Consider the following 18,723-nt stretch of genomic DNA (forward strand, 5'->3'; position numbering starts at 1 on the left):
TAGCTGTTTATTCTTTGATTGTGTGAAATGTGCTAATTTTTTATTATTTATTAACATATTTGCGCATTTAGAAGCCGTATTTTTATCCCATAAATAACTTTTAATGAATACTGTAAATAGGGATTTCCCGCTAAAAATAAAAATAGGTTTTAAAAAGGTTTTTGATGCCTATAGGGAAAGTACGCCCCAAACTGATGCCGAAAAAAAACTTGCTGAATCCATTCTTTCAATAGAAGAAAAGTTCCCAAAATTATCCTCTGGAATATGTGATTTTAAGTTGCTTCCTAAATATAAAGAACAAATAGATACTATTTTAAACCCGTTGTTTCCGTCGGTTTTGGGAAGCAATGAAATAAAATTTGCTACCATTCCATTTCAGGATGTAGCCTTTAAGAGCAGTCAGCGTTATAAAAATATCATTGCAGCTGCGGGGCCGGATTTTTCTCTGGATATCATCAATTTTGATGAAGACCAATTTTACATTATGGGATGCAGTATTATACTGAGTACTTATTATGGTAAAAAGGTTGATTTCAGGCGCTCTTATTATTATAACATTCCCGATGAAAGGGGAATGATGAAGCATTATAGATTGCTATATAATGCAGATTTTGTGGAAATTAAGAAAACCGAGCAGGCAAAAGAAATTACGGAAGAAGATATTAATGAGCTTTTGGAAAGCTTTGAGGATATTTCTGTGTGGAAAGAAAAGTTTCCGCCTAAAAGTTGGATTTTCAATGGCTTTGTCATTGCTACGCTGACCGATGTATCATTAAGTGTTTCAATTTCCGACTTTAAGTCAAACCTTTTGCGTTTGGAAAAAAACGGAGGATTTGAGAATACAGAATTCAGCCGTATTTTTCGTTCTATCTTCGACTTGAAGGATTTGATGATAGGCTTTACTGATTACAACGAGGAATCAGAAACTTTTGAAAGAATTTTATTTAAAGAGATTCCCAGTTTTATTCTTAATAATAAAAAATCACAGCTAAGCAAAGATGCACTCTGCAGTGCTTCTTATTACAAGCTTTTCAAACAAAAAGAGTTTTATTGCGTAACTGACGCTGAGCGCTACCATGCAATGTATCCTGAAAATCTGCTTTATAAAAAGATGCTAGATCAGGGGATGAAAAGCGCCATATTCGCTTCCATTGTTTCCGACGATAAGATTTTGGGCGTTTTGGAACTTGTTTCACCCAACGCGAACGAATTAAATACGATAAACGCAAATAAACTGCGTGATATCATGCCTTTCTTAATTGACTCTGTAGTGCGTTCCAAAGAAAATCTTGATAATGAATTGGAACTCATAATCCAGGAGGAATGTACGGCAATTCACAGTAGCGTGCACTGGAAATTCCGACAAGAGGCAAGTAGATATTTACACTCAATCAATGAAGGCAGTCCCACTTTTTTCAGGGAAATTATTTTTGAAGACATCTATCCGTTATATGGACAAACCGATATCAAAGGTTCATCCGAAGCAAGAAATGAAGCAACCAAGCAGGATTTGATCCTTCAACTGACCTATATTGATGAGCTTTTAAGAAAATTATCAAATCAAAGTTCCCTGCCTATTTTTGAACAGATGAAGTTCGCCATAGCAAGTTTTTCACAAGAAATCAAAGAGAACCTGCAAGTAGATACCGAACGGAAGATCATGAATTTTATATCTTCTGAGATCATTCCGCTATTCAAGCACATCAGACAAAGAAATGACACGCACAGAGCTTGGGTAGACGAATATTATAAGATGATTGATATGAATACGGGGTTTGTGTATAAATTCCGAAAGGATTATGATGAATCTGTAATGCAAACCAATAAAAGGCTCGCAGCGCTTTTGGACAAGAAGCAACAAGAAGCCCAAAGAATGTATCCACATTATTTTGAGCGGTTTAAAACTGATGGGGTAGAGCATAACTTATATATAGGGGAAGCTATTACCAAGGAAAAATCTTTCAATAAAATATATCTGAAAAACCTAAAACTATGGCAGTTACAGGTTACTTGCGAGATGGAGAACAGTTTTTATCGCTTCAAGGATTCCTTGCCCATTAGTTTAGATGTAGCGTCCATGATTCTAGTTTTCAACGGGTCTTTGTCATTGCGTTTCCGTATGGATGAAAAACGTTTTGATGTAGATGGCACCTACAACGCGCGCTATGAAGTAGTTAAAAAGCGGGTCGATAAGGCAAATATAAAGGGCACGGAAGAGCGCGTCACCCAACCCGGTAAAATAGCTATAATCTATTCCCAAAAAGAAGATGAAGAAGAATATCTAAAATACATTTACTTTCTGCAAAATCAAAAGATGCTCGATGAGCAAATTGAGATATTGGAACTTGAAGATCTACAGGGCGTAACGGGCTTGAAAGCTTTACGCGTAAAAGTACTTTACAGCAAAAACAATGATAAGATCAAGGAATATTATACCTACGAGGATCTCATATCACACATTGAAGAATAGTTACATTTCCAAATAAAAGAAAACCGCAAAGGCAATCAAGGAAATGATGGTTCCTGCCACAAAAATAGTATAGGTAAGTCTTAAAATTCTGTATTTTCTGTCAAGAACCTTTCCTAAGAAATATAAATCTTTTGTAAGTGATTTATATACGTAGTTTCTGTCTTTCAAAAGTTCTTCAATTGCCCATTCGTATTGGTCTAGCTCCATTTTGTGGAAATTTCCAAAAAAGGTAAGGTTTACACTTTTATTGGCCACGTCTTCTTTTGTAAATTCCCCTCGCGTCACGTTGGGTCGGGTTGCAATTACCGCTAAAATCATTGTAATGGCGCTAAAAAGAATAAAAATAGCAGTAGGGATTATTAAGTAATTGTTGTTGTCTAATTTTGAAATGAGATTTGAAAGCACCAATGAAATAATAATCGCATTTACCGAAAGCATAATATTTGCCTTGGTATCTGCAATATCGCTCAATTTCATATGGTTTCTGAGGGAAGTTCTGTAAAAAGTCTGAATGCCGCGTTCAGGGCTATCATTTTTGTATTTTGCCTTCAGCTTTGCCTTAACACGTTCTTTCTGAATTTTAGCTTTTTGTTTTTTCCGGTCTTTCAGAAGGTCTGCGAGGTTTTCTTCCTTAACGGGCTGCCACTTTTTTAAAGCATATTCGGTATAGAATTGATGGTCTTCTACCAACACTTTAATATTCTCATCCAACCATTCCTTGGACGTATAATTGTGAATATTTTGAAATAGATATTCTTGTCTTAAAAATTCGCTGGCTTCCTCAAAATAGTCTTTGCCAAAATGTGAAGAATCCGCATCGCGGATTGCTTTTTCAAGATCATCATTTGGAACGGTATCTTTAAACTTGGTGGCTAATATGCACTTTTCAACCCCTTCAATTATAGCATCCTCAACGTCGTTTTCCTTAAGAAATTTTTTTGCGATTTTCACACTTTCCTCTTCGTGGTTTTCGCGCCCCACAATATATCCCGTGTCATGAAGCAAAGCCGCCAATCGCAGTATTGTAGCATCTTTAACATCAATTTGGGAGTTTTCAATAATTTCATTTATACTTTTATAAACACGTTTTGAGTGGGTATAATTATGATAAACATAAGTACTCGGAAGCTTGTCTTTAAATAGTTTGAAGATAAAATTATCTGCGGCTTCAACAATATTGCTCATAAGAAACATTTAGGTATCCAAAGTAACAAAAAATCAACGCACGGAAATATATATGATTAAAATTAACATCTTTATAACTTTTGTTGCCACCGCGCTCCTTTCTGCTTGTGCAACCTACGAACCACAATTTAGAAACTCAACAAACAATCCATCCCCAAATCTTTCGGAAGATAAGGTAGATAAAACCTTTTACCTTATCGGGAATGCCGGAAATTCTGGGAACGAGCTTTCAAAATCACTTCAATCCCTGAAAAAACATATTGCCGAAAACAATACGGAAGACAGCTATGTCTTGTTTTTGGGAAATAGTTTCTATCCCTCAGGAATGCCACCGAAGGATGAAGAAGCAAAAAGGCAAGCCGAAAATTCCATGCAATTGCAGATTGACGCGCTGAAAGGCTTTAAGGGAAAGGTAATTGTGCTTCCCGGAAATCGTGACTGGAAGTCGGGGGTGGACGGCCTAGAGCTGGAAGAAGATTTTTTAAAAGCACGTTTTAACGATGCCGACGTGTTGCAGCCCAATAACGGTTGCCCCTTGGAAAGTATTGATATTAATGAAAATGTACATCTTATTGCCCTGGATACACAATGGTTTCTGGAAGATTGGGACAATAATTCTAAAATGAACGATAAGTGTGATATCAAAACCCGCGAAAAATTGTTTATTGAAATAGAAGGCGAATTAAAGAAGAACGCTACAAAAACAATTGTTTTTGCAATGTACCACCCTATGATTACCTATGGCGAGCACGGTGGTAAATATCCCGCAATCCACAAAGACTTTTTCAGCACCTTGATCAAACAGGTGAAAATCCAAGGCGCAATCTCTAAGCAAGACCGATATAATAAGCGATATAACGCTTTGATGAGCCGTCTGAAAGTGCTCACCAAAGATTTGGATCGTCTTGTATTTGTTTCGGGTCATGATGAGTCGCTACAATACAATGATGACGGCACGGTAAAACAAATTGTATCTGGTGCCGGTTCTGGCGCTACTGCCGCCGCCCTTGGTCAGTATGGACAATTTGTATATGGACACGAAGGTTTCGCAAAGCTAGAGGTGGGGAAAGACGGGGCTTCACAAGTGGAATTTTTTAAATCTGAAGACAATGGTAATTATGAAATGATGTTTCAAAAGGAAATCTTTCCGCCGATTGAAATGTACGATTTTTCAACCCTGCACGAAAACTTCCCCCCAACTGTAAAATCACAGGTATATACAGATGAAATGGTAGATAAAACTGGTTTTTACAAAGCTTTGTGGGGCGAACACTACCGGGAATTATACGGAACAGAAGTAACTGCTAAAACTGTGCTGCTCGATACGCTGTACGGTGGCCTAAAGGTAATCCGTGCCGGGGGAGGGCACCAAACCCGTTCTTTGCGTTTGGAAGATAAAGATGGCAGAACCTATAACATGAGAGCTTTGAAAAAGAGCGCCGTACAATTTCTACAAACAGTTATTATTAAGGATAAGGAAATAGAAAATGATTTTTTAAATACCATTCCTGAAGACTTAATTCTCGATTTCTATACGGCTGCACATCCTTATGGAGCCTTTACGATACCTAAGCTGGCTGAAGCCGCAAATATATTGCATACCAAACCAAAGCTTTTTTATGTTCCCAAGCAAAAGGCTCTAGGAAATTTCAATGCCGAATATGGCGACGCCCTTTATATGATCGTGGAAAGACCCGATGAAACTTTCACCGGACCCATTTTCAATTTTCCAGATGATATGGAAAGTACCGACGATTTATTGGCAAAACTGCGCGAGGATGAAAAATACAAACTAAACGAAAAAGCTTACATACGTGCACGGGTTTTTGACATGCTGGTGGGTGATTGGGATCGTCATAACGATCAGTGGCGGTTTACACAACACGACAATGAAGACGGCACGGTGACTTTTGAACCCATTCCTCGCGATCGCGATCAAGTCTATTCCTATTTTGACGGTGGGCTGTTTGATTTGGCACGGACTGTTTTTAATACCTCACGCCAATTTCAGGTTTACGGCGAGGAGTTGAAACATCCTAAATGGTTCAATGCTGCCGGAATAAAACTTGACCATGCCTTAATTCAAAACAATGGAAGGCAAGCGTGGCTTGAAGAAGCAGCTATAGTGCAGCAAAGTATTACAGATGAAGTAATTGAGGCGGCATTTAAAGATCTTCCAAAAGAAGTACAGGATGAAACTGCTTCCCAAATAATAAAAAAACTGAAAGGAAGACGCAACAGTCTAGTTGAAATTGCGGAAGAGTATTATGAATATCTTGCAAAGCTGCAAACAATTACAGGAACCGATAAGGATGATTATTTTGAGATAACCCGTCTGCCAGAGGGAAAAACCAATATCAAGACTTACCGTATTAAAGACGGAAAAAAGGATGGTTTAATGGTTGATAGAACTTTTGATGCAGACGAAACCAATTCGATTTGGGTATATGGACTGGATGATGATGATGTTTTTGAAATAAAGGGAAAAGGCGATCGCCCTATCTTTTTAAGAATCATAGGAGGGCAAAATAATGACACCTATAAAATCGCCAATGGCCGAAAAGTGAAAATTTACGACCAGAAAAGCAAGAAAAATACAATAGAAGAAAAAGGTGGCGCAACCTTTAAGTTTACGGATAATTATGATTATAATACCTACAACTACAAAAAGCAAAAGCAAAGCATTAGCCTTTTTCTTCCCACGGTAGGGTACAATCCTGACGATGGTTTTAAAATTGGCCCATCATATGTGTTAACCTTTAACGGATTCCAAAGAAATCCCTTCTCACAACAGCACCGCATAAGTGCAGGTTATTATTTTGCCACAAATAGCTTTAATATCAATTACGAAGGCGAGTTTGCAAACATCTTCGGAAGTTGGAATTTTTTAGTGGGAGGTTACTTTAAAAACCCCAATTTTTCCGAAAACTTTTTCGGCTTTGGAAATGAAACCATAAACCCTAATTATGAATTTGATCTTGGTATGGATTACAATCGTGTTCGCATTGGTGGCTATGGAGGTTCTATTGGTGTAACCAAAAATTCCCCTTACGGAAGTACATTTCAATTCAAGGCCCTATTTGAAGGTATTGAAGTAGAAGGCACCAATGATAGGTATATAACAGAAGTTGTTCCCCCTCCCACCGAACTTGACGAAACCAAGTATTTCGTTTCCGCAGAAGGAAGTTATCAATACGAAAGTTATGACAATAGGGTAAATCCCACCCGCGGAATGAATTTTTCCTTAGTGGCCGGAGGAACCCAAAATATTGATGATAGCGAAAAAATATTTGGTTATGTAAAACCACAAATAGTGTTTTACAATGCCTTGACGCGCAACAGAAAACTGGTACTAAAAACAGACGTGCGCGGACACTTCAATATTGGCAACAACTTTGAGTTCTATCAAGGTGCCCAATTAGGAAGTGATATGGGGCTGAGGGCATATCGAAATGAACGTTTTACAGGACGAAGTGCCGCGGTGGCAGGAGCAGACCTTAGATATAGTTTCAATAAATTCAAGACTGCACTTTTGCCCATTCAGATTGGAGTCTTTGGAGGTTATGATGTGGGAAGGGTTTGGGTGCCCAATGATACCTCAGAGGTATTGCATAGCTCCTATGGTGGAGGCTTTTGGGTTAATACCGCTGACCTCTTAAGTGGTACTTTCAATCTTTTTGCAGGTGAGGAAGGATTGCGCTTTACCTTCGGTATTGCTTTTTCAATGTAACAATTTATGATTTTTAAAAAGTTCTATTTTTTATTTTTTACGGTGTTTTTCATTTCCTCCTGTGCTACGTATGCACCGCAGTTTAAGGATAAGGATGCAGCACCATTATATCCTTCCCAAAAAAAAATAGAAAAAACTTTTTACTTGGTTGGCGATGCCGGCCTTTCACCAATGGGCGGAATGAGTGATGCGCTGGCTACCTTCAATAATTATCTTAAAAAAGAAAAAACGGAAGGCAACTATACCATTTACTTGGGGGATAATATTTATCCCATAGGAATGTTTCCTGAAGGACACCCAAGGCGCGAGGAATCAGAAAATATGATTGACGCCCAATACAAAGCAGTTAGCGATTTCAAAGGGCAAACCATATTTATTCCCGGTAATCACGAGTGGTACAATAATGGAGTAATGGGTGTTGCCCGTGAAGAAAACTATGTGGAAGCACTATTTCCGGAACAGGATGCCTTTAGGCCCAGCAATGGGTGTCCGTTGGAAAGTGTAGCGGTTTCTAAAAACATTCAGTTGCTCATTATAGATACGCAATGGTATCTGGAAGATTGGAACGCACACCCCACCATCAATGAAAACTGCGACATAAAAACCCGTGAAAAGTTTTTTATTGAGCTAGCCTTGGAATTAGAAAAAAACCAAAATAAAACAATTGTCTTCGCCATGCACCACCCGATGTTTACCAATGGCAATCACGGTGGTTATTTTGCGCTCGAAAAACATTTATATCCTTTTCAAAAAAAAATCCCTATGCCCCTTCTTTCCTCTTTGGTAGTGCAGGTACGTTCTCAGGGAGGGGTTTCGGTTCAGGATAGGTACAATGAACTTTATAATAGCTTAATGAACAGGCTTCAGGAACTGGTAAAAAATAATCAGCGATTGGTTTTTGTATCGGGCCACGACCATAATTTACAGTATATAGAAAAAGATGGTTTAAAACAGATTGTTTCTGGGGGTGGCGCAAAAGAATCATATGCAGCCCTAGGGAAAGATGGTTTCTTTAGCACTGGCATGCAAGGTTTTGCCGTGCTGGATGTGTTTGAAGATGGTTCCTCTTGGGTGCGTTATTTTGTAAAAGGTGAAAACTTTCAGCCGAAAATGATCTTCCAAAAAGAAGTTGTTCCCGCTCCGGTAAAAAAAGATATTTCTGAATTACCAGAGATATTTCCGCAACAATATACAGTCCCCATCTATAAGCAAGACAGTATTAATGATGCATTATTTTTTAAAACGGTTTGGGGCGCAAAATACAAAGAAGCATACTCAACGCCAGTTACCGCTCAAGTTGCTTCTTTAGATACTTTGTATGGAGGTTTAAAAGTGATTCAGGAAAATAAGGGAATGGATTACAATTCACTTTTAATGGAAGACAAAAATGGCAACCAATATCGCATGCGCGCAATGGGCAAAAACGCCTTGCAGGTTTCAAGAAAACTCATTTTTGAAGATACTGAAGACAAACCTACAGATACTGAAAAGTCTGATGCCCCTTCCGTAAAAGGACAAAATACAAATTTTTATACCGCTTCGCATCCATATGCTATCATGGCAATTCCGGATATGGCGCGGGCCATAAATATTTTTTATACAACCCCTCAATTGTATTACGTTCCCAAGCAAAAAAGTTTGGAGGGTTACAACGATAGCTTCGGAAATGATCTGTACCTAATTTCTATTGAACCTTCCGAAAAAATTGAAGGGGAAGGACTCTTTAAGTATCCCGATGATGTAGAAACAACCGATGATATACTGATCAAACTTCGAAAGACAGGAAACGTTCAAGTTGATGAGGAAAATTATATAAAATCCCGATTGTTTGATATGCTAATTGGCGATTGGGACCGTGAGCCAAACCACTGGCAATGGGCAGAATTCTACAACCGATATAAAAAAAATGTTTACGTTCCCATACCTAACAACCGGGACAACGCATTTTCCAGTTTTGAAGGAAATATTTTTGATTATACCCGCTCAATTTTTAATGGGTCGCTGCAAACCCATGTATATGGCGGAAATTTGAGTGATCTGGTTTGGTTTAATAAAGAAGGGGTAATTCTGGACCGGGCACTATTAAAAAATTCGGGTCGCGAACAATGGAAATATTTGGCCAAATCAATTCAAGACAGCATAACCGATGCTATCATTGAGAAAGCTTTCAATAATATTCCGCCAGAGGTACAGAATGAATCTTTGGAAGATATAAAACAAAAATTAAAGGAACGCAAACAAAATCTGGTTGCCATTGCCGATAAGTATTATACCTATCTCTCCACCTTACAGACCATTGTTGGGACAGATTATGACGATTTATTTGAAGTTACAAGACTTGCTGATGGCAGAACAAATGTGAGAAGTTTTACTACAATTAACGGTATAAAATCAGATACTTTAATTGATAGAACATTTTCAAGAAATGATACTAAAGAAATATGGATATACGGCCTCAACGGCAATGATAAATTTATTGTCGATGGAGAGGATGATGATTTAATTTTTCTAAGGTTAATTGGCGGAAGGGATGAAGACATTTTTAGTTTAAAACAAGGTAGAAGGTTAAAAGTTTACGATTCTGAAAGTATGCCTAATACCATTGAAGAAAAAAATGGCGGAAGTCTTCGTTTTACTGATGTGTATAATTTAAATACCTACAATTATCGCAAACAGATAGATCGTTCACAGGGGTTGGTTTCAGCAATTGGGTACAATCCCGATGACGGATTTCGAGCAGCCCTACAGTATGCGTACAGGGTCGATAATTTTCAACGGAATCCCTTTTCACAAAAACATATAATTAATGCAGCTTACTTTACCGATATAAACAGTTATGAAATATCTTATTCTGGAGAATTTGCAAATATTAAGGACGATTTAAACCTTAGCTTTGGCGCCCGGTATACAAGCCCCAATTATAGAATGAATTTCTTCGGCTTTGGAAACGAGACTGAAAATTTACAAGATGATAAAGGGTATGATTACAATAGAATAGAAGTACAGCAAATATCTGCCAATGTGGGTTTACTTCGCAATAGTAATTTTGGTAGCTTCTTCAAGCTGCAAACTACTTTTGATGCTTATGAAGTAGGCAATTCCCCCACCAATTTTATTTCCGAAGCAACAGTTCAAAATAAAGGAGAGACAAGCTATTTCGGAACGGTGGAAGGAATCTATAATTACCGCAGTTTTGATGATCCACTCAATCCAACCATAGGGATGATGTTTGACCTTAACGTGGGTGTTACCGATAATTTGGAAGATATGGACGATGTATTTGGCTTTTTAAAAACACGTTTAGGCTTTTACAATACCTTGGTAAAAAAAAGAACCTTAGTGCTTAAAACCAATGTAAATTATCAAATAAACATTGGAGAAAATTATTTATTCTATCAAGCTGCAAGTTTGGGGGGCGACAATGGCTTACGGGGTTATAGAGAACATCGTTTTACCGGCAAGTCATTTTTGGTAGGGAGCGCAGATTTGCGGTATAGTTTTCCGAAATTTAAAATTGGGCTATTGCCTTTTCAAATTGGAATATATGGCGGTGCAGACCTAGGAAGGGTTTGGCTGCCCGATACCGATTCAGAAAAATGGCACAATTCGCGAGGCGGTGGCTTTTGGATTAACGGTTCCGGTGGTTTGAATGCAAACCTCAGTCTATTTAATTCTACGGAAGGCACCCGACTTACTTTTGGGCTCGGCTTTGATTTTTAGAAACCATATTAAAAAAAATGTGGGAAACACAGATGAATCTTTCTATGTTTCCCACACTTAGTTTTATGATTAGTTTATGCTCCTGGGTGGGTTTCGCCAGTTTTCATTGTCCAAGCGTCTAGCATCCAACTTACTTTTTCAATGTGGCCTATAAAGCCACCAATCAAATCAATAGTACCTTCATCGCCAGCGGCATCAGCTTTTTCAACAACGGTACGCATTTGCTTTAGTAATTTTCCGTGATCATCCAGAAGTATTTCAACCATCTTTATATCTTTTGTGTCAGAAGGAGATTCTTTAATGTTACTCATTTTCAAATAGTCGGTAAAGTTGCTGGTAGGTTGAAAACGTAGTGTCAATATTCTTTCTGCAATTTCATCAATTTTCAACTTTGCATCGTCGTACATTTCTTCAAACTTGATGTGAAGATCAAAGAAATTATGCCCAATTACATTCCAGTGAAAATTTCTGAGTTTTTGGTAGTACAAATGGTAATCTGCGAGTAGTACATTTAGTTCTTTGGCAGTTGCGGTAGTTTTCTTTTTATCGAGGTTTAAGTAGCTCATTATATTGTTTTTTAAGGTTCCCCTCAAAGATAATTAACCTTAGAATAGCAATCAATTTTAAGAAATAGTTTAGCCTTTTTTTAACTCATATAAGTGTCTAGTCACATCTTGTTTTAGTCGTGAGTCGTGAGTCGTGGGTCGTGAGTTGTGAGGCGTGGGTCGTGAGGCGTGAGTGGTGGGTCGTGGGTCGTGAGAGGTGAGACGTGAGTCGTGGGTCGTGTACGTCCCTGATATAGGTTGACCACTTTAAAAGTGACGGTTATTTTGAAGACTTTTTATTTTCAGTATTACCCTTCTCGGCTCGGTTAGGCGGTTTTGGCAATTTGGTATCTTTTTTAATGTCGTCCTTATCCTTTTCCACCTCTCCATATTGGTTGTGGTCACGCTTTTTTCCGAATCCGTCAGTTGTATTTCCCATGAGTATATTTTTCTTTAAAAATACAAAAGATTTTGCGGTGGCAGCAAGTATTTTATAAGTATTTCAATCCTTCCAAACAACCTCATTAAATTCAAAATTGTACCTTTCTAGCCCAAAAAAACTAAATATGCAATCACTATTAGCTGTTGCGATAAAAGCCGCTTTAAAGGCTGGTATCGAAATCCTAAAAGTCTATAACACTAACTTTGATGTGGAACACAAAAGCGATGATTCCCCGCTAACCCAGGCCGATAAAAATGCAAATGAAGTAATAAACAGCTTTTTAAAGCATACCCAAATACCCATTATAAGCGAAGAAAATAGGCAGTTGGATTATTCCGAAAGGAAAGAATGGAACCGTTGCTGGATTGTAGATCCATTAGACGGCACCAAGGAATTTATAAAGCGAAATGGTGAATTCACCGTAAACATTGCTTTGGTTGAAAACGGTAATCCCGTACTTGGGGTAATTTACGTTCCCGTTTCAAAAGAATTGTATTTTACTTCTGCGGATGGGAAGGCTTCAAAAAAAATAACTGTTGTTTCAGAAGAAGATTCGATTGATGAAATTTTTAAAAATGCCAAAACCATCCGTTCAAGCATAGCCTCTTCCGAAGTTAAAATTGTAGGCAGCCGTTCGCATCTAAATGAAGAAACTAAAAATTACATAGCGACAATAGAAAAAGAAAATAAAGTTGAAATAGTTTCCAAGGGAAGCTCCCTGAAATTCTGTTTGGTAGCTGAAGGGCTTGCGCAGCTTTATCCCCGGTTTGCCCCAACCATGGAATGGGATACGGCCGCGGGACAAGCAATCTGCAATGCTGTGGGAGTATCAGTGATTGACCAATCTACCCAAAAACCCATGAAGTACAATAAACCCAATTTGCTCAACAATTATTTTTTGGTAAAAGCATAGCATGAAAGATCAATCCCGAAAAAGGCACATAGCCAAAACCATCACATGGCGTATGGTTGGTACGCTGGACACCATATTTTTGTCTTGGCTCATTACCGGAAATCCGCTGACGGGGCTTAAAATTGGGTTTGCGGAAGTGATAACCAAAATGATACTCTACTATCTCCACGAACGGGTTTGGTTTAACATTAACCTTTCAGAAAAAGGCATTATCCGCGAAAGTCGCAAGCGCCATGCTTTAAAAACCTTTACGTGGCGAGGGGTTGGCACGCTGGATACGATGTTGCTTTCTTGGTTAATCACAGGCAACCCATTAACAGGACTTAAGATTGGTCTTTCGGAACTTTTGACAAAAATGTTTTTATACTATCTTCACGAACGTGTTTGGTATCGCACCAATTATGGGCTGCCAAATAGAAAATAGATTTTTATGGAAGAAAACATAATTCCACATAATTTTAGTATTACGCAACAGCAACGGTGTGATTTAAACAAGCACAAGCCTTTATTGATTTGGTTTACCGGGCTTTCCGGTTCCGGAAAATCAACAATTGCAAACGCGCTTGAAAAAGCTTTATTTGAAAAAGGGGTTCACACCTATTTATTGGATGGCGATAATGTGCGCAAGGGATTAAACAATAATCTTTCCTTTACCCCAGAAGACCGAAGTGAAAATATACGTCGTATTGGTGAAGTAGCCAATTTAATGATTGATGCAGGTTTGGTAGTTTTGGCATCATTCGTTTCACCCTATAGGGATGACCGCGAAAATGTAAAGCGTATTGTGGGTTACGAAAATTTCGTGGAAGTTTTTGTGAACACCCCGATAGAGGAATGTGAACGTAGGGATGTAAAAGGATTATATGAAAAAGCGAGGACTGGTGAAATCAAGAATTTTACTGGTGTAAACGCACCCTATGAAACCCCCATGGCTCCAGATGTGGAAATAAATACAATTGTGATTTCTATAGAAGAAGCGGTGGCGATGATTATGAAATTTATTGCAAAAAAAATATAAAGGGAATCGTTAATTCGGGATTCGGGATTCGTTAATTAGGAATTTGGAATTAGGAATTAGGAATTAGGAATTTGGAATTTGGGATTTGGATTTTGGAATTTGGATTTTGGAATTTGGGATTTGGGAATTTGTGTTGAATTAGAGTGATAGCATTATAAACGATGGTCTATGGCAGAAAATTTTGAAAAGCTGCATTGTTGGCAAGCTTGTTATGATTTGAAAACTTATTTGAAAACTAATATTTCGGAAAAGTTGCCAAAAACTGAAAAATTTGAGTTGTATTCACAAATTTTGCGTGCTTCACGTTCTTCAACTGCAAATATAGCGGAAGGCTGGGGGAGGTATCATTACAAAGAGAATATCAATTTTTTACGTTTTTCAAGAGGTTCGGTGGCTGAAATTTTGGATCATTGCATTGAAGCAAAAGATTGTGATTATATAAACTTGGAAACTTTAAATGAAATTCGTTCAAAAACTGAAAAATGCATACAATTGATAAATGGCTATATCAGGTATCTTCAAAATAGGAATGATGAAAAATGAACAAACTCCCAAACTGATAAACTAGAATTGACAAATTAACGAATTCCAAATTAACAAATTAACAAAAGACGAATGAGTAAATATTATTTAAATTATTTGGACGAACTTGAATCTGAAGCCATCTACATTCTCCGGGAGGTTTGGGCACAATTCCAAAATCCCGTTATATTATTTTCAGGCGGAAAGGACTCCATTCTTGTGACGCATTTGGCAAGAAAAGCATTTTATCCATCCAAGATTCCGTTTCCATTGCTGCATGTAGATACTGGTCACAACTTCCCCGAAACCATTCAGTTTAGAGATGATTTAATAAAGGAATTGGGACTACAATTAATAGTGGGCTCCGTTCAGGAATCGATTGATACAGGGAGGGTTGCCGAGGAAAAGGGAAAAAATGCAACACGCAACGCACTTCAAATTACCACTTTGCTCGATGTCATAGAAAGCAACAAAATAGATTGCGCCATTGGCGGTGGTAGGCGCGATGAGGAAAAGGCCCGTGCCAAGGAACGTTTCTTTTCGCACCGTGACGATTTCGGTCAATGGGACCCCAAAAACCAACGGCCGGAGCTTTGGAATTTACTTAACGGAAAACATTTTGAAGGCGAGCATTTTCGAGCTTTCCCCATAAGCAATTGGACTGAAATGGATGTGTGGAACTATATAAAACGTGAGAATATAAAAATTCCTTCCCTGTATTTGGCACACCAACGCGAAGTGGTTTGGCGAAATGATTCGTGGATTCCGGTTTCTGAATTTTTAAAGTTGGAAGAACACGAAAAAATTGAAACCAAAAAAATCCGATTTAGGACTTTGGGAGACATCACCATTACTGGCGGTATAGAAAGCAACGCCGACACTTTGGAGAAAATTGTTGTTGAAGTTGCAGCAATGAAGCAAACTGAGCGTGGCAACCGAAGTGATGATAAACGTAGCGAAACGGCTATGGAAGACAGGAAGCGGCAGGGGTATTTCTAAGGAATCCGTAATAAACGAATTTTTTCCGAATTAATCCAAAATTAAACTAAGTATCCAAATTTAGGGGATGGAAACTAATAAGATATTATTTAAGGACGAGAGTTATAAGATTATCGGCGCTTGTATGCAGGTACATAATAATTTAGGCCCTGGTTTTTTGGAAGCTGTTTATGAAGAAGCGCTGGAAAAAGAGTTCCGTAATTTGAGCATCCCCTATAATAAGCAAGCTAAGCTAAATATTTTCTATAATGACGAAAAGTTGAGTAAAACCTATAGAGCAGATTTTATATGCTATGAAAAAATTATTGTAGAGATTAAGGCAATAAGTATAGTTCCAATGGCCTTTTCCAAACAATTGAGAAATTATTTGAAGGCGACAAACCTTGAACTGGGAATACTCGTCAATTTTGGAGAGTCATCCCTAACCTATAAAAGAATTTTAAATAAACCCAATCCGAACCATTCGTAATAATTCGAATAAATTCGTGCAAATTCGGATAAATAAGTGATAATATGGAAATAGACAAAAACCAATTACTAAGGTTCACCACCGCTGGAAGTGTGGACGATGGCAAGAGCACGTTAATAGGAAGATTGCTTTACGACAGCAAGGCCATATTTGAAGACCAACTGGAAGCTATAGAGAATACCAGCCGTAAGAAAGGTCACGAGGGTGTTGACCTTGCCTTGTTTACAGATGGACTTCGCGACGAGCGGGAGCAGGGCATAACCATTGATGTGGCCTATAGGTATTTTACCACCCCAAAGCGTAAATTCATAATTGCCGATACACCGGGGCACATTCAATATACACGGAATATGGTTACAGGGGCTTCAACGGCAAATGCAGCTTTAATATTGATAGATGCCCGTCACGGAGTAATTGAACAAACCAAGCGCCACGCTTTTATCGCTTCCCTCTTGCAGATTCCACATATTATCGTTTGTATCAATAAAATGGATTTGGTGGATTATTCAGAAGAAGTATATGAAAATATCGTCAACCAATTTGAGGAATTTTCCTCAAAATTATATGTAAAGGACATTCAGTTTCTTCCTATAAGCGCTTTGAATGGGGATAATGTGGTAAACCGTTCCACAAACATGGATTGGTACCAAGGCGCTCCTTTATTATATACTTTGGAAACAATGCACATAAGTAGCGACATCAATAAAATAGATGCTCGTTTTCCGGTACAAACAGTTTTACGCCCACAACGGGAAGGTTTTATAGATTACCGAGGATATGCAGGTCGTGTGGCCAGTGGAATCTTTAGGCCTGGTGACGATGTAGTTGTGTTGCCTTCCGGCTTTACTTCCAAAATTAAAAGTATAGACAGTATGGACAGTTCTTTGGAAGAGGTATTCGCGCCGATGTCTGTTGCTATCACCTTGGAAGACGACATAGACATCAGCCGTGGCGATATGATTGTTAAGGAAAATAATCAACCAAAAGCATTACAGGAATTTGACGCTATGCTGTGTTGGTTTAACAATTCACCAGCAAGACCTCGCGCGAAATATACTATTGTTCATACTTCCAACGAACAAAAAGCGATGATAAAAGAGGTGGTGTATAAAATTGATATAAACACTTACGCTCGCGAAGAAGAGGACAAGGAACTAAAAATGAACGACATTGCCCGAATCAGCATTCGGACAACAAGACCATTAATGGTTGATGAATACCGCGATAACCGAATTACTGGCAGTTTTGTGCTGATTGACGATGCAACCCATGAGACTGTTGCGGCTGGGATGATTGTATAAATTGGCTATAAGCTATAAGCATTAGGCTTTAAGCATTAGCATTAATGACTTACGACACAGAAATTCACATACTTATTTATTCAGCAGCTAAGCCTCACTCCTTAATAACTTTATAAATTCCCATTTGTCCTTCCGATACTACCTTCATAAAGTAATGTCCGGCCGATAAGTTAGATACATTTACTTGTGACTTTGTTGACCCAATGTCCTGTTTCAATACTTCTTGGCCCATTACATTGTAAATAACCACATTTTGAATTTCTTTGTATGCGGCCAGCTGCAATACTTCTTTTATAGGATTTGGATGAAATGTAAATGCATCAATTGCATAATCCGCCGTTCCCAATACATCGGTCTGAAACGTATACGGCCCAGCCCAGGTACTGCTTCCGGTTCCCCCGCAATCGGATTGTACGTAATAGTCATAAGATGTATCTGGACTTAAACCTTCCAATAGATAAGGTTTTTCCTCCACTACTATTGTAGTTCCTGTTCCTTGGGTAAAACCGGCGATGCCCCATTCTAAATTCCAAGTAGTTGCAGTACCGTTTTCGGTCCAATCCAAAATAGCGGAAGTCAATTGAATATCTATTGCTGTTTGGTCAGTAGGAGTGGTACAGGGATCTGTTCCCCATGAAATTAAAGCATAGCCGCTATGGCCCGAGCCAGGTTCGCTACCTATTCCATTTCCGCCGCCACCGCCACCGCCATAGGCACTGCCATTGGCAGCAGGGTCGGTAACATTGCAAGAAGAATCAACAAATCCAGCGCCCTTACCGCCATTGCCACCGGGAATTCCGCCACTGTCACCGCCACTTCCTCCAGGCGTTTGGCAATTTCCAGACCAGGGAATAGTATCGCTACCAGTGGCACCATCGCCATCAGACCCAGCGGCACCGCCACCGCCACCGCCAAAATAGGTCCAATAGCCACCACCTCCTGTACCGCCCATGTAGTTTACAGTACCTCCGGCGCCAACACCACCGGCACCGCCACCACCAAGATCAGGATTGGCAACCCATGTTCCCGGCTCACCGCCAGTTGCTTCTATAAATGCTCCCACACTAGTTGTTTCCCCAGCTGTACCACTTTCGCCACCGGCGCCAATAGTAACTGGTATTACATCAGTAGGAACCACGGTAAAAGTACCCATGGCATAACCCCCGCCGCCGCCACCGCCTGATCCGTTTGTCCCGCCGCCTCCGCCGCCGCCGATTACTTCAATAGTTATGGATGTTACCCCAGGAGGAACAGTGAAATCGCCTGAAGCCGTAAATTCTTGTGAGCCGGATTGCGCCCAAACAAATGGGACGGAAAATGCAATGGTAAATAAAGTAAAAATCTTTTTCATAGTATATGTTTTAGAATAATTCAACAATTTATATAAAATTCAGATAAATTCTTACAAA

At 38.9% G+C, this 18,723-nt stretch carries 14 protein-coding genes; 10 read left to right on the forward strand and 4 right to left on the reverse strand.

Annotated features, from left to right (window positions below; genetic code table 11):
• The first annotated feature begins 103 nt into the window (after nucleotides 1-103).
• Nucleotides 104-2,470: a GAF domain-containing protein gene (locus JK629_RS11420; protein WP_202335749.1), complete on the forward strand. Its 2,367-nt coding sequence runs from the start codon at nucleotides 104-106 to the stop codon at nucleotides 2,468-2,470.
• Here JK629_RS11420 and JK629_RS11425 read toward each other — a convergent pair whose 3' ends face one another.
• Complete coding sequence (locus JK629_RS11425) at nucleotides 2,471-3,655, reverse strand: Pycsar system effector family protein (RefSeq protein WP_202335750.1); 1,185 nt, start codon at nucleotides 3,653-3,655, stop codon at nucleotides 2,471-2,473. It abuts the gene before it with no gap.
• A 52-nt stretch (nucleotides 3,656-3,707) separates the two neighbouring features.
• Here JK629_RS11425 and JK629_RS11430 point away from each other — a divergent pair, with 52 nt between their 5' ends.
• Entirely contained in the window at nucleotides 3,708-7,385 is a 3,678-nt protein-coding gene (locus JK629_RS11430; protein WP_202335751.1) for a BamA/TamA family outer membrane protein, read from the forward strand.
• Between the two features lie 6 nt (nucleotides 7,386-7,391).
• On the forward strand, nucleotides 7,392-11,105 hold the full coding sequence (locus tag JK629_RS11435; RefSeq protein ID WP_202335752.1) for a metallophosphoesterase: 3,714 nt from the start codon (nucleotides 7,392-7,394) through the stop codon (nucleotides 11,103-11,105).
• A 74-nt stretch (nucleotides 11,106-11,179) separates the two neighbouring features.
• On the opposite strand, the gene JK629_RS11440 is transcribed toward JK629_RS11435, so the two are convergent.
• Both JK629_RS11440 and JK629_RS11445 read right to left on the reverse strand, forming a co-directional pair.
• Nucleotides 11,180-11,671 carry a Dps family protein gene (locus tag JK629_RS11440; RefSeq protein ID WP_202335753.1) on the reverse strand — a complete coding sequence of 164 codons (492 nt, stop codon included), beginning with the start codon at nucleotides 11,669-11,671 and terminating at the stop codon, nucleotides 11,180-11,182.
• A 259-nt stretch (nucleotides 11,672-11,930) separates the two neighbouring features.
• Complete coding sequence (locus JK629_RS11445) at nucleotides 11,931-12,089, reverse strand: hypothetical protein (RefSeq protein ID WP_202335754.1); 159 nt, start codon at nucleotides 12,087-12,089, stop codon at nucleotides 11,931-11,933.
• 127 nt (nucleotides 12,090-12,216) lie between these two features.
• Here JK629_RS11445 and cysQ point away from each other — a divergent pair, with 127 nt between their 5' ends.
• From cysQ to JK629_RS11480, 7 genes are all read left to right on the forward strand, one after another.
• Complete coding sequence (gene cysQ, locus JK629_RS11450) at nucleotides 12,217-13,005, forward strand: 3'(2'),5'-bisphosphate nucleotidase CysQ (protein ID WP_202335755.1); 789 nt, start codon at nucleotides 12,217-12,219, stop codon at nucleotides 13,003-13,005.
• A 1-nt stretch (nucleotide 13,006) separates the two neighbouring features.
• Nucleotides 13,007-13,429: a DUF2061 domain-containing protein gene (locus JK629_RS11455; RefSeq protein ID WP_202335756.1), complete on the forward strand. Its 423-nt coding sequence runs from the start codon at nucleotides 13,007-13,009 to the stop codon at nucleotides 13,427-13,429.
• A gap of 6 nt (nucleotides 13,430-13,435) precedes the next feature.
• Entirely contained in the window at nucleotides 13,436-14,023 is a 588-nt protein-coding gene (gene cysC, locus JK629_RS11460; RefSeq protein WP_202335757.1) for an adenylyl-sulfate kinase, read from the forward strand.
• A gap of 168 nt (nucleotides 14,024-14,191) precedes the next feature.
• Nucleotides 14,192-14,566: a four helix bundle protein gene (locus JK629_RS11465; RefSeq protein WP_202335758.1), complete on the forward strand. Its 375-nt coding sequence runs from the start codon at nucleotides 14,192-14,194 to the stop codon at nucleotides 14,564-14,566.
• 72 nt (nucleotides 14,567-14,638) lie between these two features.
• Nucleotides 14,639-15,544 (forward strand): sulfate adenylyltransferase subunit CysD, encoded by a 906-nt coding sequence (gene cysD, locus JK629_RS11470; RefSeq protein WP_202335759.1) that lies wholly within the window; start codon nucleotides 14,639-14,641, stop codon nucleotides 15,542-15,544.
• Between the two features lie 67 nt (nucleotides 15,545-15,611).
• Nucleotides 15,612-16,013: a GxxExxY protein gene (locus tag JK629_RS11475; protein WP_202335760.1), complete on the forward strand. Its 402-nt coding sequence runs from the start codon at nucleotides 15,612-15,614 to the stop codon at nucleotides 16,011-16,013.
• 44 nt (nucleotides 16,014-16,057) lie between these two features.
• The gene (locus JK629_RS11480; RefSeq protein WP_202335761.1) at nucleotides 16,058-17,314 is read left to right on the forward strand and encodes a sulfate adenylyltransferase subunit 1; all 1,257 of its coding nucleotides are present in this window, start codon (nucleotides 16,058-16,060) and stop codon (nucleotides 17,312-17,314) included.
• 94 nt (nucleotides 17,315-17,408) lie between these two features.
• On the opposite strand, the gene JK629_RS15600 is transcribed toward JK629_RS11480, so the two are convergent.
• Nucleotides 17,409-18,665, reverse strand: coding sequence for a T9SS type A sorting domain-containing protein (locus JK629_RS15600; protein WP_202335762.1), 1,257 nt, complete (start codon nucleotides 18,663-18,665; stop codon nucleotides 17,409-17,411).
• Nucleotides 18,666-18,723 lie beyond the last annotated feature (58 nt).

The organism is Aequorivita iocasae (assembly GCF_016757735.1).
Classification (GTDB): domain Bacteria; phylum Bacteroidota; class Bacteroidia; order Flavobacteriales; family Flavobacteriaceae; genus Aequorivita; species Aequorivita iocasae.

Bases quoted from the DNA above. Each gene is read 5' to 3' on its own strand.
- JK629_RS11440 (WP_202335753.1), bottom strand. From the start codon at position 11,671: ATGAGCTACTTAAACCTCGATAAAAAGAAAACTACCGCAACTGCCAAA.
- JK629_RS11430 (WP_202335751.1), top strand. From the start codon at position 3,708: ATGATTAAAATTAACATCTTTATAACTTTTGTTGCCACCGCGCTCCTT.
- JK629_RS11465 (WP_202335758.1), top strand. From the start codon at position 14,192: ATGGCAGAAAATTTTGAAAAGCTGCATTGTTGGCAAGCTTGTTATGAT.
- JK629_RS11445 (WP_202335754.1), bottom strand. From the start codon at position 12,089: ATGGGAAATACAACTGACGGATTCGGAAAAAAGCGTGACCACAACCAA.
- cysC (WP_202335757.1), top strand. From the start codon at position 13,436: ATGGAAGAAAACATAATTCCACATAATTTTAGTATTACGCAACAGCAA.
- JK629_RS11480 (WP_202335761.1), top strand. From the start codon at position 16,058: ATGGAAATAGACAAAAACCAATTACTAAGGTTCACCACCGCTGGAAGT.
- cysD (WP_202335759.1), top strand. From the start codon at position 14,639: ATGAGTAAATATTATTTAAATTATTTGGACGAACTTGAATCTGAAGCC.
- JK629_RS15600 (WP_202335762.1), bottom strand. From the start codon at position 18,665: ATGAAAAAGATTTTTACTTTATTTACCATTGCATTTTCCGTCCCATTT.
- cysQ (WP_202335755.1), top strand. From the start codon at position 12,217: ATGCAATCACTATTAGCTGTTGCGATAAAAGCCGCTTTAAAGGCTGGT.
- JK629_RS11455 (WP_202335756.1), top strand. From the start codon at position 13,007: ATGAAAGATCAATCCCGAAAAAGGCACATAGCCAAAACCATCACATGG.
- JK629_RS11435 (WP_202335752.1), top strand. From the start codon at position 7,392: ATGATTTTTAAAAAGTTCTATTTTTTATTTTTTACGGTGTTTTTCATT.
- JK629_RS11475 (WP_202335760.1), top strand. From the start codon at position 15,612: ATGGAAACTAATAAGATATTATTTAAGGACGAGAGTTATAAGATTATC.
- JK629_RS11425 (WP_202335750.1), bottom strand. From the start codon at position 3,655: ATGAGCAATATTGTTGAAGCCGCAGATAATTTTATCTTCAAACTATTT.
- JK629_RS11420 (WP_202335749.1), top strand. From the start codon at position 104: ATGAATACTGTAAATAGGGATTTCCCGCTAAAAATAAAAATAGGTTTT.